Source organism: Legionella stuttgartensis (assembly GCF_977063405.2).
In genome coordinates, this window is the sequence record NZ_CDRUHA020000057.1 from 216,589 (window position 1) to 233,280 (window position 16,692).

The following is a 16,692-nucleotide window of genomic DNA, read 5'->3' on the forward strand; positions in this document are numbered from 1 at the left end:
ACAGCAAACTATAAAAGATATTGATAATATTCAGGGGCACTAGAGCGACACTTAAAGCATGTGCTTTGACAATTTGCCTTTTCCTGACATTTGCGTATTACGCCCTTGCCTATCCATAAATCGAGCATAGGTTGTAATGCAGGAAGATCCAAACTAAATTCCCTAGTCAATTGTTGGGTGCTTACGACACCTTCACGACAAATGTAATCACGTATTTGCAACAGCATCATCCCTCCTTCTGCTGCGTTTGGTGTATTGACGCATTCCTATAACAAAAATGAGGATTAATGCAAGAAGCCCAAACATACTTTGTTCTGAATTTTGAAGCCATTTAGCCGTTTGATAAAATAAAACAGCGGTACCATACGCAACAACAAAAGACCAAATTACAGAAATCCACATATATTTCTTATTTGCTTCTTGGCGAATTACCGCCATGGTAGATACACAAGGGATATAAAGAAGAACAAACAGCAGATAAGCATAAGCCCCTATTTTACCATCAAAGCGCTCTGCCATAACTCCATATACTGACTGAGATACAGGATTATCTGCTGCACTAGCCAATATAGGGTTTACCAAAGCAGAACCCAATTGAGCTAAATTTTGTGGAATTGACCAAAAAGCCGCCTTAATACCCGCCCAAAAATCAAAATGTGCGGCAGCAATTTCAGTCACATGTCCCACTTGTGCATAAAGTGAATTTAACGTACCAACCACCACTTCTTTAGCCAACATTCCCGTTAGTAACCCTACGGTTGCTGGCCAATTATCCTGATTGATCCCCATGGGGGCAAATAGAGGAGTAATCGATTGCCCCATTAAAGAGAGCAAAGATCGAGTGCTGGCTTCACCTGCATTAATTCCACCATCTAAGGTAATGGCATTTAACCCACCTAAAATAACACAAATGGGTACAATTAATTTACCTGCACGCACTACAAAAAAGCGCAAGCGCATAAAAGTCTCTTTAAATAAGCGTTTGAGTGCAGGCTTATGATAAGCAGGCAGTTCCAAAATTAAGGGGGATGCATGTCCCTTTAAAGTAGTTTTACGCAAAAGGAATCCTGTTAATACCGCCATCAAGATCCCTACAAGATACAAAGAAAACACTACGTTTTGTCCACCAGATGGGAAAAATGCAGCAACGAATACTGCATAAATGGCCAGGCGCGCACTGCACGACATGAAAGGGCTCATCATTACAGTTAATAATCGATCGCGTTCTGAATCTAAAGTCCGAGCGGCCATAATTGCAGGAACGTTGCATCCAAAACCAACAATCATCGGTACAAATGACTTACCAGGCAAACCCATCTTCCGCATCGCTTTATCCACAACGAAAGCTGCTCTTGCCATATATCCTGATGTTTCCAACAAAGATAAGAAGAAGAACATAGCCGCAATAACTGGGATAAATGTTAATGTGGTATTAATCCCTTTACCAACACCATTTGCCAACAAAGCAATAACCCAATTAGGTGTATTAATTTGGTGCAATAACCAGGATGTCCCTTGTACGAATATGGTATCGGTACTTATATCAAAAAAATCCTGAAAAGCGCCACCTACATTAATCGCAAATAAAAACATCAAATACATCATCGCAAAAAAAATGGGGAGGGCAAAAAAACGATGCAACATAATCTTATCGAGTTTTGCAGTAAAATGTTCACTGGCATCACTACGTTTTTTCTGCACGAACGTCACTATTTCATGTATTTTCTGATATCGCGCATCTGCCAATAATACATCAAGATTAGGATCTACTTCGTTCAATAAAGTTAAATCCTGAGTAATTGCCTTATCGAATAGTAACTTATCTCCCTCTGCGAGTCTTCGAGCATAATAATAAGCACGCGATTGACTATAACCTTCATGAATTAAGCTGTTTTCCAAGGTCATTAATGTTTGTTGGATCGGGGTGGATAGAGGAAGTGTCAGAGGTGTAACTGCTTGAGGCAATCGAGTCAACTCCTCCGTCAGTTGCGCAATGCCTATTTTTTTATGTGCTTGGATCGGAATAACAGGACAACCTAATTGTTGGGATAATGCTTTGGGATCGATGGATATGCCTCTTTGCTGCGCAATATCCATCATATTCAACGCGAGCAGTACGGGTTTTCCCAATTCCAAAATTTGGGTGGTCAAATATAAATGCCGCTCAAGATGACATGCATCGATCACATTAATGATGCAATCGGCTTCAATAGTTACTACAGATTGGGCAGCAATTTCTTCATCCTGGCTGATACCATCTGCATGGGCTACAAGAGAATAAATTCCCGGCAAATCAGTTACTTCAATTCGTTGCTTCGCGACCCAAAAAGACCCTGTTTTCTTTTCAACGGTCACCCCAGGCCAGTTTCCTATACGCTGATTATCACCCGTTAAGGCGTTAAATAAGGTGGTCTTGCCACAATTAGGATTACCGACCAATAATACATGAGTCATATACGCTCCAAAATCAATTGGCTCGCCTCTTCCTTGCGCAATGTTAAGGCAGTTCCTCTGACTTCAATTTGTATAGGACATCCTAAAGGGGCCATTCGGACAACTAAAAACTCAGTACCGCAAGTTACTCCCAAAGATAAAAGTCTGCGTCGGTATTGCATCTCTGTTGTACCAAAACTGGTTAACCGTACTCTATCGCCTTGTACTAACTCTGTAATATTTATCATGTCCTAACAGCAACTCGTGAAATAACTTATTCATATTAACATAAATGAAATCGAGAATCATTCTCAATTTAGAAAATAATTATACATTTGTTCTAATCTGCAGAACCCCGAACTGTTGGGGCTCCTTTACTCTCAACACCATCAAGAATTATCTGAAATCAATGCCTTAAGTTCTCTTTTGGGATGGCGTGATAAATAATCTACCGACTGCATTTCCAGCAGACGGCTTAATGTACGCTTGAAGGTTTCTTGCATTTCTCCCTCAACATACAACTCCTCAACTGCAACCTCTGCAGAAATAATAATATTAATTCCGCGATCATACATCACATCGATAAAGTGAATGAACATAATTGTTTGCAAAGTATGATTGACTGTTAACGCAGGGATGTTGCTTAGGAAAATAGTGTCAAATTTATCTGCAATCTCTAAGTAATCCAATTGACTTCGGGGCAAATTACACAGAATATCAAAAGCAAACCAAATCGATTGTTCTGCACGCTTAAGGTAAGGGATCTCACGATTTTGTATTGTAATAGTACCATTTTCGTTAAATTCACTCGCTAAAAGCGTGAATTGCTGCTCCATCACCAAATTAGTATGCGCATCTAAAGGAAATAAATAAGCATCAATCAAAGGTGCTCTCCCAATCCGATAATCTCTTTGCTCATTTAAATGCAGCACTTCGCAATTTTCTTTAATTGCTGCAATAGCAGGTAAAAAACGTTTCCGATGAACTCCATTGAGATACAAATCATCTGGGGGTATATTCGAAGAAATAACCAAAACAACGCCATAAGCAATTAAAGATTGCAACAATTCCGCTAAAATCATGGCATAAGCAACATCATGAACCATAAACTCGTCAAAGCAAAGTACCCGTGTTGTTTTGGCCAAATCTTTAGCGATTTGCCGAAGAGGATTTTTCTGTCCTTGCAATCGTCTTAACTGAGCATCAACTTGCTGCATAAAATGATGGAAATGGAAGCGAGCCTTCTTTTTCTCTTCGAGACAATCATAAAACAAATCAATTAAGTATGTTTTTCCTACCCCTACAGGACCATAAAGATATACCCCTTTAATTCGAGGTTTGATTAATGGATAAAGCCAGGATGAATTCGATTTCTTTACGTGATTCGCTAGATCTTCCAAATGCGCCAAGATGTCGCGTTGCAAAGGATCATCATTGATGTCACCACGTTGAATCGCGGCTTCATATTGAGTAATCAAATTCATTATACAATAACCTGAGATCGAATATATTCCAGGAGCTTTGCTTTCAGCTCAATTAATTTACCATGAAAAAAGTGGCCTGTGTTTGCAAACTGAATCACCGGTAGTTCAGCTTCGGCAGCAAAATCAAAAACTAAAGCCGGGGGAACGACTTCATCTTCATCACCCTGAACAATAAGCCAAGGAGATGGGGCAGAATTAAATTCATGATAATTATAATGATGCACTGCCGGAGCTACCGAAATTAATAATTTGGAGTCCGATTGGGCCGCAGCGCGGTACGTCACATAAGAACCAAAGGAAAAGCCTGCAAAAATAAGTTTCTTCTCGGGAGACTCCTTTTGCCATTCACGAACCAACACCAGCATATCCTCACTTTCACCGACCCCAGCATCATAGGATCCTTCCGACTGGCCCACTCCACGAAAATTAAAACGTAATGAAGGAATGCCTAATTCTCTAAAGACACGTGCTAGTGTAGTCACTACCTTATTATTCATTGTGCCCCCCTGCAGGGAATGAGGATGTCCTAAAAAGGCGATGAAATCCGTATGATTCTGCTCTGGAACAGTTAGAACCGCCTCTAGTTTGCCAATCGCTCCTTGTAAAAATAAAGGATGCTCGCCCGGAAGCGTTAATTTTTCAGTGATTTGCATAAAAACCCTGTATTTTAAAGACATCTTCTCACACAACTTATTGAGCGTTCCACAATGAACTAGTTGCTGCGCGAAACATTAATGATAACTCAGAATGATAGATGAACAAAATGCATCAAATGCAAAATGAAGGGCTACTTGTAAAAAATAAGCATCGTAACCTGGATGCAGCGTAACGAAACCCGAGATTAAAAACGGTTTATTTATGCTGGAAACTTAGGTTCCACTCTCTAAACCTAGAGAACAATGTGTTTCCTCCCACTTCTCAACCATTCGAATTTCAAATATGATAACCATTGTGAGTCAGCAGTACAGATTCATAATGCGCTGACCTTTTGGCAGCGACTTCATATTTAATTTTTTTTGGAGGACTTGATCCATGCGACAGGTACCTATAACGTGTTTCGCTTTTCACCATAATGCTTACTCTTTTTTATTAAGGAGTAACCCAACATGAAAATTCATGATTTCAAACGTAAAAAAGAAGAACAGCAAAAAATTTCGGTAATCACTTGTTACGATTATCCATCTGCCTGCGTTGTAGCTGAATCAAATATTGATTGCGTTCTGGTTGGCGATTCTGTAGCTATGGCAGTCCATGGACATGAAACAACCGTTACAGCGACCATGGAGATGATGATACTTCATACCCAGGCTGTAGCACGTGGACTAAAACACCAATTTTTAATCAGTGATCTGCCCTTTTTATGCCATAAAAGTTCACTCAGTCAAACTGTTGAACATGTAAAAAGCTTATTACAAGCAGGTGCACAAGCCGTGAAAATTGAAGGCGGGGATGCAGATACGTGCCAAACCATTTCTTATCTCGTCAATGCAGGTGTTCCCGTTATCGGACATATCGGTTTAACCCCTCAATCCATTCATCAATTAGGTGGTTATAAGGTGCAGGGAAAAAACCAAGAGCAAGCAGAGCAGCTAATTCAGCAAGCTCGCCAGTTAGAGGCGGCTGGATGTTCTGCCATAGTCATCGAATGCGTTCCCCAACAACTTGCGCTGACAATAACCAAGTCATTAAGTATACCTACCATTGGTATTGGAGCTGGTTCTCATACTGACGGACAAGTACTTGTTTGGCATGACATGCTGGGTTTACAAACAGAGTTTAATCCTAAGTTTGTTAAACGATACCTTCAGGGTAAAGAAATTATATTGGCTGCATTAAATGCTTATGCTCAACAAGTTCAACAGGTTAGTTTTCCAACCGCGGAACATTCATTTTAATTGGAAATTGAGCAGAATAATTATTACTAAATTTTTTTATCAATGAGAATTATTCTGTCTCATCCATAGTAACTATAGAAACATGGTAGCCTGGGTAAATGTAACGTCACACCAGATTATGCGTCACTTCACTCAGGCCACAATTCAGATGGTTACCATATTTCAGGAGTAACTCATGCAAGTTTTTCACGATCTCAACGAATGGGTTAGTTTTCGTAAAACTTTATCCCCTCAATCAACTCTAGGCTTTGCACCTACCATGGGTAATTTGCATGCAGGGCATGCATCTTTGTTTTTAGCCAGTCAAAAAGAGAATCACTACACTGTTTCCAGTTTATTTGTAAATCCCACCCAATTTAATCAAACTGAGGACTTTAAACATTATCCTCGAACATTAGACGCAGATCTTAAAATTATGGAAGATGCTGGTGTCGATTTTTGCATTCTTCCCGATGAACAATCAATGTATGCCGATGAATACAACTATCGGGTGCATGAACACCAACTGTGCCAACTCATGGAAGGAACCCATAGGCCAGGACATTTTAATGGGGTATTAACTGTCGTTATGAAATTATTGAACTTGGCTAAACCTCATAGAGCATATTTCGGTGAAAAAGATTATCAACAATACTTGTTGATTCAAGGAATGGTTAATGCTTTTTTTATGGACATTGAAATTAAAGCATGTCCAACGATCCGTGAGCCGAGTGGATTGGCTTACAGTTCACGGAATAACCGTCTCAATCAAGAACAAAAGGTGTTAGCTGAAGAGTTTGCCCAATTATTTCAGCATAAAGATTTAACATGTGAGCAAATTATCGAAAAACTAACTCAAAAAGGAATTACTGTAGAGTATGTGGAAGACCATAAAGATCGTCGTTTTGCTGCGGTACGTATTGATAACATCCGCTTGATCGACAACTATTTATTGAGGTAAGTCCTATTATTGTAGCCAGAGTGAAGCGAAGCGGATACCGGGTTGCGCTTCGCATCACTCTGGCTAAATTACTACAATAACTCGGGAAGCCCTTCTGGACTTTCTTCGGGGGCAAGTTGTCGAGCCACTTGTGGGTATGGCATCCCAAGTGCTGTTGATTGGGCGGGTATACCAGCCCAATGGGTATTTTCAGGTAAACGCTCCCCCTTCATGAGTAAAGAGAGACTACCCAAAGAAGAGTTTTCCTCCATCAAGGTGTTGTAGAGAACAATTGAACCAACACCCACATTACATCCAGAGCCAATAGTGACATTCGAGACTTTAAATATTCTATCCTCATAAAGATGGGTTTGAATTATTGTCTCGGCATTAATACATACGTCATCACCAATTGTAATTAAATCAAATTCCGAAAACTCGGCACTATCTGTGAAAACTCTCTTCCCCGCTTTAGTTCCTAAACAACGATGCACCCAAAGTGCAAAAGGAGTCCCTAAAACTTTATTAGTCCAATGTGGGTTCGTATAATAGTTATACGAATATTCAATCACATCATTTTTCCAAATAAAGGGATCCCAAATAGGTTTGGTTAAAGGTTTTAATTTACCTAACATTATCCATTTTAAGCCCACCAATACGCCAACAAGACAGACGGTAATGAACATTTCTACAGGTGGAAGAACCAGGGCTGTAACAAACCAGGAGTATTCGCTTAACATGTAATCCAAGACATAAAGCATGTTGAATAATGCAATCAATGAAAATGTCGATGGCAAAATAATACGTATCAACTCAATGAATAAGCGCATGAAATAGAGTTTTTTGGAGGGATAAAACGTATCCTTATCAGAAAAACCAACAAATAACTCTCGCTTGGGTAAGAATACAGCAGGCGAACCTAGCCAAGCAGAATGAGGCTCTGCTGCCCTGCCGTCAGATGGCGTCACCGATAAACACCCTAATAGAGCGCCCTCACCAATGGATTTCCCCGCAGGTAATAAACTGACATTCCCCACAAAGCCTCTGCGTCCAATGGTCACCGGAGCAAAAGAAATTAAGCCATTATAAACACTAGGCCAAGCTAGAGCGACAGAACTTGCGGTAAAACCCCCTTCTTCGATAGTGACTAGGTCAGGAATAATATGCGGTGTTTCCCCCATTTCTACGCCTTTACCTAATTTTGCGCCTAGTAATCGTAAAAAAGCGGGCATAAACAAAGTGTCTGCCATTATTGAAATTTCGTCACCATCCAGTAATTTTACGATGATCCAATGACGGAAATAATAAAAGCTCTTTAAGGGATAATTACCAGGTTTTATCTTATCCAAAATAATCTTTTTACAGAGCACAATGCATAAATAATATAACCCTAAAAACAGGGTCGCCCCTAAAGGAATAGCAAAAAACATTGTGGTCAAATAACGACTCTGATCATAGTAATAGCTAATCAAAGAGATTGATGGAATTAAGCATAAATAATAGACCACCATGACAAAAACGACGCCTAAGTAATGCAAAATACCAAAAAGGGTATTTTCCAACATGGTAGATTCTTCAACCGCAACTTTTTTCCGAGTAATATGGTCGGCAGGAATAATACCAGGCATCGCTGGGGAGCCGGAAAAATAGGATCCTTGAGGAATTAAGCCTTGATCAGGCAACATGGACATTTCATCTAAGATGGCATGATCTTCAAGTTGAGTATTCAACCCAACTACCGCACGTGAACCGATATAACAATTATTACCTATATTGATGGAACCTATTTTTAACCAACCATCCTCAATGATATAACCGTTAAGTCTACTGTCCGCACCAATAGAAGTATTGTCTCCTATGGTTAACAAATCATGGGCAGAAATCTGCATCGACCCCAAATAACAGTTCTTACCTATTTTCGCTCCTAGTAAGCGATAATAGATACCGGCCAATGGCGAACCAACTAAGAATTTAGCTAAAAACAAATTTTTTTGCAGCCTTTGTACTAACCACCAACGATAATAGAACCATCCCCAAAGAGGATACTCGCCAGGCTTTATTCGTCCCAATAATATCCATTTCAATCCAATCGTGATAAATAATGAAATGATTGGCATTGATAAAAATAAAGCTAAAAAGGCAAGCTGTAATTCTCTAGAAATAATTGAATACTCAGAGCTAACCCAGCTGTAACACAAAATAACGGCTAATAGTTGTAGGGTGCCCACTGCATATTGCAATAAGCAACCAAAAAATTGGCCTACACCACATAAATAATATTTCCACTGTGGCACTTTGTACTTTTTCTTGGGTGCTTGCTCATCAATTTGTGGATTAATGAGAGGATCATTAAACTTCTGCTCTAATTGCTGAATGGTGGGATTTTTATATAAATCCAAAATTGAGATATTTTTTAAGGCAGGTATTTTGCGTAAATTAGAGATTACCTTTGCTGCATGCAAGGAATGACCACCCAATTCATAGAAAAAGTCTGCACTTACTGAAATATTTTTACAATCAAATACTTTTTCCCAAACTGAAGCAATTTCCTTTGCTAGATCAGACTCAGGCGCTATATAAACCGTCTCTGACTTTTGCGCGGGCTTAGGAAGCTCTTTGCGATTCACTTTACCGCTGGCTAAAACTGGGAACGTTTCTAAAATTTCGATTAGCGATGGAAGCATGTAATCGGGTAAGCGCGACCGTAAAAAAGATTTAAATTCATTGACGTCAAATGCATTTTGTACATCAAGAATCAAATAAGCAACGAGGGTAGGTTGCTCGAGGGTCTGCAAAGAAACCACAGCTTGTTTTATTCCAGCATATTGCATGATTACCGTTTCAATTTCGTTTAATTCAATACGAAATCCACGCAATTTGATTTGATCATCTATTCGTCCTGCAAAGAGAAGATCTCCGTTGGGCGCTCTTGAAACTAAATCCCCTGTTCGATATAGGCGTTGATTTTTATTTACCGGATTTGAAACAAATTTCTTTGCGGTATCTTCAGGTCGATTGACATAACCACGAGCCAAAGCAACACCAGCAATACACAACTCGCCTTCCTCTCCTTCAGCTACTTCTTGTAATTGGTCATCAACAATGAGGACTTCGTAACCCGGCAAGGGTTTACCAATGGTCACATCTTGCTCAGGATGACATTCTGCATAAGTTGCTATAATCGTTGCTTCCGTAGGGCCATAAGTATTGATAATCCGCAGCCCCTCTCTACTCCAACGCTTCACCAAGCTGGATGTGCAAGATTCTCCTCCTAAGATGAGTATGCGAAGATCAGGTAATTGACCTTCTAGAGTAGACAATAAAGTAGGTACTGTTGAAAAAACGCTAACTCGATGTTGTTGTAAAAAGGAAACTAGACCTAAGCCTGATCGCACTTCTTTTGCAGTACAGGCAACCAGGGTAGCTCCATTGGCAAAAGCCATCCAAAACTCTTCCAAAGAAGCATCAAATGCCAAAGAAAAGCCTTGATATACCTTATCATTACTCTTTATATCATAAAGTTTGCTTGCAACTTCAACATAATGACAAATACTACGCTGGGTAATTTCTACCCCTTTAGGTTTTCCAGTGGAGCCTGAAGTATAAATGATGTAACACAAGTCATTAGCACTTAAGTCTTCTTGAAGAATTAATCGATGTGTAGGACGTCTAGAAATTTCTTCAGCCAGTTGATCTACTGCATAATAGGTTGGCCATGCCAAATTTTTCTGGGCCAATTGCAAAGACGAAGTTAAAACTGCATCAAAAGGTAGATCAGAGAAAATATAATTAATTCGATCGTCGGGATAATCTACTTCAATAGGGACATAAGCTGCACCCGTTTTCAATGTCGCCAATATAGCAACATAGCATTCTATAGATCGCTCTAATAGAATGCCTACAATGCTACCCTTGGAGACTTTATTCTCATGGAGATAATGAGCCAATTGATTAGCGCGATTTTCTAACTCTTGATAGGAAATAAATGCATTATCGCAAATCAAAGCAATATTGTCTGAACAATTATCAACGGATTGCTCGAAGAAGTGATGCAATTTCATAGTGTTATGACCGGGTGAAAAACTCAAATTGGGATTAGCTCCTAATAATCGGGTAAATTTTCCACAACTTGGTTTGTTTTGTCGCCTATTCTTAATAAAGAAGCGAGTAAGAACTTACATTCACTCAATATATTATATTTAATGTCAAGTGTAAAAGACTTATGGAAAAAAACACAGAAACAGAAGCAAGATTATTTTTTCGGCATTATAATTCTTTATTGTCCAATAATCGAGCCCCATGGTACCGAGTTTTTAAGATTTATTTCGCAACGATCTAAAAAAAGTCCTTAAATATGCATAACAACGAAGAGAATTCCGGGTGTCACATCGCCTCACCCGGCTCCCTATTCTCTTCGCTCAGTGATAAAACTATTTTCTCAAAACTTCCTGCAAGAAATTGATCATCGCTTGCCAAGAACGTTGAGCGGCAACTGCATTATAAATCGTTCCCAATTGAGTATCATGTGCCAATGGGTTAGTAAACGCATGCTGTACATGTCCATACATATGCATTTGCCAATCTACATTCGCATCAGTCATTTCTTTGCAGAAGGCCTGCGCTGTATCGGGTTGAACCATAGGATCATCATAACCATGCAATGCTAGAACTTTAGCTTTAATCGGTTCAGATTTCATAGTTCCAGGCTTGTGCAGCAAACCATGAAAACTTACTACCCCCTTGAGAGCTGCTCCAGAACGTGCCAACTCAAGAGCACACATACCCCCAAAACAAAAACCAATAATCGCGACGTGCTTACTATCCACCTCAGGCATAGAACTTACAGCAGTCAATCCAGCTTGAACACGACGTCGTAATAGGGCCTGATCAGAAACCAAAGGAGTCATTAAAGCCTGTTTTTCTTCTGTTGTAGAACCAAGCTTGCCGTGGCCATACATATCTACAGCAAAACCAACATAACCCATCTCCGCAAGTGATTTCGCCTTGTCACATGCAAATTCATTACGACCAGACCAATCATGAACAACCAGCACAGCAGGACGCGGAGCAGCAAAGGATTTGTCATAAGCCACAAATCCTTGAAGTTCCTGTCCCTCGTCATGATAAATATAATTTGAAGTATGCATCTTAAGCCCCCTGAAATAAACCCGAATTAACGTTTAGGAGCTCTAGTTTATAAAATTGAGCTAAAGAGATAAAGTTATGAAATACATTAAGTTCTATTGCTGCTCCCTAACAATATTTCATTTTGCCTCCTTTCTTTTTTTAACGTAAAAACGCTCGCAGACATAAACCCATCAAACTAAAAAACAATAAAATATTATGTTGATAAAATGTTTCATTTTAGATGCTACACTTAAAGTAAACTCTGAAGGGGATATAATTATGATAACTTCATCATTAATCCGTGTACGAGATATGTTACATGCACAATTGTGTTACCAAGCGTTTATTACTCCTATCTTTTTTCCTTTGGAAAAGCAGTACAGAGATTTTGCCAAATTGGCTTGCGAGTTTATTGAGGGAAAACGTACCGAAGTAATTCACCAAGAATTTCCTCGGCACCATGTGTTGCATCGTTTTGTACCACAAAAGAACTCAAAAGGGAAAAAAATACTGATTACTCATGGATGGATATCACGTGCGGCCTATATGGCTCGCATAATCCAGGCGCTATATCAGCAAGGTTATGAAGTATATGCTCTTGATTTTCCCGCACACGGAGAAGCAAAAGGATTACAACTACCTTGGACTGATGCAGTTGCTATTCTGAAAGATACCATCAATCAACATGGACCTTTTTATGCGGTTATTGGACATTCTTTTGGTGGCTCGATGCTCCTTAACACGCTCAATGTAGCGGGTCAACTTCCTGAATGGCAATTAAATCAAAAACCTGAACGTGCAATTTTAATTGCCTCACCCACCCAGATGCGCAGTCCTGTTAACCGGATTGCCAAAAAATTTAAACTAAGTGGTCATGGTTACCTACAGTTACGTCAGGTAATGAAGCAACAAGCCCAGTTTGATATTAATTTAATACGGTTACACCATTTCATTGCTCAATCTCCTGACATTTCCTTTTTATGCATTCACGGGGAATTAGATGATACAATTAGCACTAAAGAATCGATTGAGTTCTGTGAAAAATATTCAAATTCTAGACTATGCTTACTTCCTGATGCAAATCATGTAAGTGTCTTATTGGATGAACGAGTGGGACCACTGGTTTGTAATTTTTTGGAATGAACTTAGCCAGAATAAAGCAAGTCGGGTCCAGTTTCTTATCATAGATTTCCTGGGATCCGCTTTGCTTCACCCAGGCTACATATAATTGAAGGAATTACTCACTTTCTATATATTGTCGCAGCTTTTTCATAGCGTTTTTTTCAAGCTGTCGAACTCGTTCAGCAGATACACCATATTTCTTAGCTAAATCGTGTAATGTTAGTTTATCTTCAGCTAACCAACGTTGCTGTAAAATATCCTGACTGCGCTCATCTAACTGGTCCAGAGCAAACATTAGTCGTTCACGTCCGTGATCGCCTGCATTTTCTTTTTCTAACAATACAGAAGGATCATCATTCGCATTAAATAAATAACGCTCTGGTGCTGTATAAAACTCATCATGTTCATCGGCGTCAGGAGCGTCATAAGGTGTATCCATAGCGTTCAGACGTTGTTCCATGACGAGTACGTCTTCGCAGCTTACGCCCAAATCATTTGCGACAGCATTCACCTCTTCATTACTCATCCAGCCTAAACGATTTTTCATTTGGCGAAGATTAAAAAATAATTTACGCTGCGCTTTGGTTGTTGCAATTTTAACTATACGCCAGTTGCGTAAAACAAACTCATGAATTTCTGCTTTTATCCAATGCACCGCAAAGGAAACAAGACGTACGCCCATCTTTGGATCGAAGCGTTTTACCGCCTTCATCAAACCAATATTGCCTTCCTGAATTAAATCGTTCAGAGGTAAACCATATCCTAAATAACCACGAGCGACTCGAACAACGTAACGTAAATGAGCAAGAACCAAACGTCGTGCAGCTTCAATATCCCCTTCGGCATGAAAACGCTCGGCATAAGCGATTTCTTCCTCTAAGGATAACATAGGAATTTGATTGACCCTGTGTATGTACGAATCAAGACTGCCCACAGGTAAATTCATTTCGGCAAGTTGCAAATATTGACTCATGCTTCTTCCTTTAAAAATTTCTCTGTAAAAACAAGATAAACTATAAGAGAACAACTCATAATTGTGGTTCAATGGAAGCCAATTGTCGTTTTACAGATAAACGTGCCCCCATCCATCCTAGTATAATTGCAAATAAAAAAAGTAGCAAGATCTGCCGCATTGACAGGCCTGTTAACGGATAGTGCATTTGATAGGCAACGGCCAACTGATTCACGGCAGCACCCAGGCTGAAAATAAAAATATTAACCATAAAGATAGCAAAAATGGCACCTAAAGCACCATACCAAACCCCTGAATATAAAAAAGGCCTGAGAATAAAAGGATCTTTTGCTCCAATTAACTTCAAAACCTGAATTTCCTCTTGTCGACTATGAAGGGCCAAGCGCAGTGTAGTGCCTACAATCATAATGACTGCCATCGCTAATAAAGCCAATAATGCATCGGCAAACTTGGCCGCAAAACCTAAAAGAGCATGCAAGCGACTTATCCACTCCATATCAACCTTTGCATTTTCTACTTGGGTTATGGTCTTTAATTGCCGTGCCAATAAATCTAATTTTGCTGGAGAATCAATGATTAAAGCAGGAACCACATCCACCATTGCTGGCAAAGGATTTTCTGGGAGATAACGCATAATATCCTGCATCCCTTCTTGCTGAGTTAATTCAGACAAACCGTCAGCGGAGGTTTTCAAGGAAACGTGGGCTACACCGTCTGTTTCACGTACTTTTTGCAAGACAACTTGTTGTTCTGCATTGGATAATCCGGGTTGTAAATAAAGCGAAATGTGCCCGCCACGCTGCCAACTTGCAGTTAATTTAGACGCATTGTCAGAAAACACCCAAAAAAGAGCAGGCAAGGCTAAAGCAATAGCAATCACTATGGAGGTCATCATGGTTGCCAATGGTTTGCGACACAATGAATTTAAACTGTGTATCGCAGCTTGTAGATGGTAAGCAAGGATTGATTGTGCTCGTTTTAACACATTCGTCCTCCTTTAAGCATAACAATACGGTGTTTCATTCCTGCAATTAATGGCAAATCATGGGTGGCAATAAGGATGCTGACACCCACTTGATTAAATTGCTCAAAAATAGTCATGATTTCTGTTGATAGTTTGGGATCAAGATTCCCTGTAGGTTCATCAGCCAATAATAAAGCAGGCTTATGTACTACCGCTCGTGCAATTCCTACACGCTGCTGTTCACCACCTGATAAATGGATAGGCAACATTTTTTCCTTGCTTAATAGACCCACCATATCCAAAGCTGCATGAACTCTTTTGGCAATCATGGGATAGGCCATGCCTTGAATTTGCAAAGGCAAAGCTACATTGTCAAATACAGTACGATCATTTAGTAAATAGGGTGATTGAAAAGTGATACCCAATTGGCTGCGATGAGCAGCGACATCGCGTTTTTTTAATTGGTTCAAACGCAAACCATTTACCATCAATTGACCGGAAGTGGGCCACTCTAAAAGCGCAATCAATTTAAGCAAAGTACTTTTTCCCGCTCCTGAATGCCCCGTAAGAAAAGCCATCTCTCCTTTCTGCAAAGAAAAATTCACCTGGCTTAACGCTTCAAAACCACCTGGATAACGCTTAGTCACTTGGTCAAATGTGATCATTAAATAGTGCACCAACAAATTGCGCTGCATCAAAGGGTCGTAAATCTTCTATCCCTTCACCAATCCCTATGTAACGAAAGGGTAATTTAAGTTCATTAGCAATAGCAAACAAAATGCCGCCTTTAGCCGTACCATCCAGTTTAGTCATGGTAATTCCGGTCAATCCAATGGCTTCGTGAAATTGTCGTGCTTGAACTAAAGCATTTTGCCCTATACTTGCATCCAATATCAACATTGTTTCATGAGGAGCCTCAGGACATAATTTCTGCAATACCCGTTTTACCTTCTTTAATTCCTCCATTAGATTGCTTTGAGTATGCAGCCGACCTGCGGTATCAGCAATTAAGACATCTATTTTGCGTGCTTTAGCTGCTTGCAGAGCATCAAAAATCACCGAAGCACTATCCGCTCCAGTATGTTGCGCAATTACCGGGATATCATTTCGCTCCCCCCAAACATGCAATTGCTCCACTGCCGCGGCTCTAAAAGTATCACCCGCAGCCAGCATAACTTTTTTACCTTGCTGTTGGAATTGCTTTGCCAGTTTCCCTATAGTAGTTGTTTTACCTGCACCATTTACACCGACCATTAAGAGAACAAAAGGAGAGTGATCTGCAGTTTCTATAGTTAAGGGCAGATTGTTTTGACTTAAAATCGATTGTAAATGAGACTTGAGTGCCTCATAAACGGCATCACCATCAGATAACTGTTTACGAGCTAAACTATCGGTCAACTGCTTTAATACAGCTTGCGTTGTCTCCACCCCCAAATCAGCACTGACTAAAAGAGTTTCAAGTTCATCCAATAAGTCTTGGCTAATTTCCTTTTTACCTAACAACAGGCGGCCAATCCCATCACCAAGCTGGTGACGTGTTTTACTTAAGCCTTTTCTGAAACGTGCAAAAATCCCTTCCTTAATAGGCTCTTGTTCCTGCTCCGTTACTTCTACAGGAGCTTGAGGCAACGAGTCAGCAGGTTTTTGATGATCGACCTCTGTGGAGGTAGAATCATGACTTCGCTTAAACCATTTAATCATATAGTGTACAAATCCTGAAAAATATGAAATTCTATCATCTTTTTTACTTTGAGGTTAAGTTGTGCGCAAAATAC

14 protein-coding genes are annotated in these 16,692 nt (G+C 39.8%); 3 read left to right on the forward strand and 11 right to left on the reverse strand.

The genetic code is table 11. The features are described 5' to 3' along the window. Positions 1-8: 8 nt before the first annotated feature. From ACWTEW_RS16395 to ACWTEW_RS16415, 5 genes are all read right to left on the reverse strand, one after another. Positions 9-227, reverse strand: coding sequence for a FeoC-like transcriptional regulator (locus ACWTEW_RS16395; RefSeq protein WP_454782801.1), 219 nt, complete (start codon positions 225-227; stop codon positions 9-11). Next, positions 208-2,454 carry a Fe(2+) transporter permease subunit FeoB gene (gene feoB, locus ACWTEW_RS16400; RefSeq protein ID WP_454782732.1) on the reverse strand — a complete coding sequence of 749 codons (2,247 nt, stop codon included), beginning with the start codon at positions 2,452-2,454 and terminating at the stop codon, positions 208-210. Before feoB ends, ACWTEW_RS16395 begins: the two co-directional genes overlap by 20 nt. Then, positions 2,451-2,681, reverse strand: coding sequence for a FeoA family protein (locus ACWTEW_RS16405; protein WP_454782733.1), 231 nt, complete (start codon positions 2,679-2,681; stop codon positions 2,451-2,453). The genes feoB and ACWTEW_RS16405 overlap by 4 nt, the downstream gene beginning before the upstream one ends. A 141-nt stretch (positions 2,682-2,822) precedes the next feature. Beyond that, the gene (zapE, locus tag ACWTEW_RS16410; protein ID WP_454782734.1) at positions 2,823-3,917 is read right to left on the reverse strand and encodes a cell division protein ZapE; all 1,095 of its coding nucleotides are present in this window, start codon (positions 3,915-3,917) and stop codon (positions 2,823-2,825) included. Further along, the gene (locus ACWTEW_RS16415) at positions 3,917-4,570 is read right to left on the reverse strand and encodes an alpha/beta hydrolase (RefSeq protein ID WP_454782735.1); all 654 of its coding nucleotides are present in this window, start codon (positions 4,568-4,570) and stop codon (positions 3,917-3,919) included. The genes zapE and ACWTEW_RS16415 overlap by 1 nt, the downstream gene beginning before the upstream one ends. 453 nt (positions 4,571-5,023) lie before the next feature. Between ACWTEW_RS16415 and panB the strand changes: the two genes are divergently transcribed. Together panB and panC are read left to right on the forward strand one after the other, a co-directional pair. Beyond that, positions 5,024-5,812: a 3-methyl-2-oxobutanoate hydroxymethyltransferase gene (gene panB / locus ACWTEW_RS16420; protein WP_454782736.1), complete on the forward strand. Its 789-nt coding sequence runs from the start codon at positions 5,024-5,026 to the stop codon at positions 5,810-5,812. 175 nt (positions 5,813-5,987) lie between these two features. Then, complete coding sequence (panC, locus tag ACWTEW_RS16425; protein ID WP_454782737.1) at positions 5,988-6,752, forward strand: pantoate--beta-alanine ligase; 765 nt, start codon at positions 5,988-5,990, stop codon at positions 6,750-6,752. A 71-nt stretch (positions 6,753-6,823) separates the two neighbouring features. On the opposite strand, the gene ACWTEW_RS16430 is transcribed toward panC, so the two are convergent. Both ACWTEW_RS16430 and ACWTEW_RS16435 read right to left on the reverse strand, forming a co-directional pair. Further along, a complete protein-coding gene (locus ACWTEW_RS16430) occupies positions 6,824-10,792 on the reverse strand; it encodes a Pls/PosA family non-ribosomal peptide synthetase (protein WP_454782738.1) in 3,969 nt (1,322 codons plus the stop codon). 369 nt (positions 10,793-11,161) lie between these two features. Then, the gene (locus ACWTEW_RS16435) at positions 11,162-11,878 is read right to left on the reverse strand and encodes a dienelactone hydrolase family protein (RefSeq protein ID WP_454782739.1); all 717 of its coding nucleotides are present in this window, start codon (positions 11,876-11,878) and stop codon (positions 11,162-11,164) included. A 259-nt stretch (positions 11,879-12,137) separates the two neighbouring features. On the opposite strand from ACWTEW_RS16435, the gene ACWTEW_RS16440 reads away from it, so the two are divergent. After that, positions 12,138-13,001 carry an alpha/beta hydrolase gene (locus ACWTEW_RS16440; protein ID WP_454782740.1) on the forward strand — a complete coding sequence of 288 codons (864 nt, stop codon included), beginning with the start codon at positions 12,138-12,140 and terminating at the stop codon, positions 12,999-13,001. A 94-nt stretch (positions 13,002-13,095) separates the two neighbouring features. On the opposite strand, the gene rpoH is transcribed toward ACWTEW_RS16440, so the two are convergent. The 4 genes from rpoH to ftsY are packed head-to-tail and all read right to left on the reverse strand — an operon-like array spanning position 13,096 to position 16,618. After that, positions 13,096-13,953: an RNA polymerase sigma factor RpoH gene (gene rpoH / locus ACWTEW_RS16445; RefSeq protein WP_454782741.1), complete on the reverse strand. Its 858-nt coding sequence runs from the start codon at positions 13,951-13,953 to the stop codon at positions 13,096-13,098. A 55-nt stretch (positions 13,954-14,008) separates the two neighbouring features. Then, positions 14,009-14,938: a permease-like cell division protein FtsX gene (gene ftsX, locus ACWTEW_RS16450; protein WP_454782742.1), complete on the reverse strand. Its 930-nt coding sequence runs from the start codon at positions 14,936-14,938 to the stop codon at positions 14,009-14,011. Beyond that, complete coding sequence (ftsE, locus tag ACWTEW_RS16455) at positions 14,932-15,582, reverse strand: cell division ATP-binding protein FtsE (protein ID WP_454782743.1); 651 nt, start codon at positions 15,580-15,582, stop codon at positions 14,932-14,934. Before ftsE ends, ftsX begins: the two co-directional genes overlap by 7 nt. Beyond that, entirely contained in the window at positions 15,569-16,618 is a 1,050-nt protein-coding gene (gene ftsY / locus ACWTEW_RS16460; protein ID WP_454782744.1) for a signal recognition particle-docking protein FtsY, read from the reverse strand. The genes ftsE and ftsY overlap by 14 nt, the downstream gene beginning before the upstream one ends. Positions 16,619-16,692 lie beyond the last annotated feature (74 nt).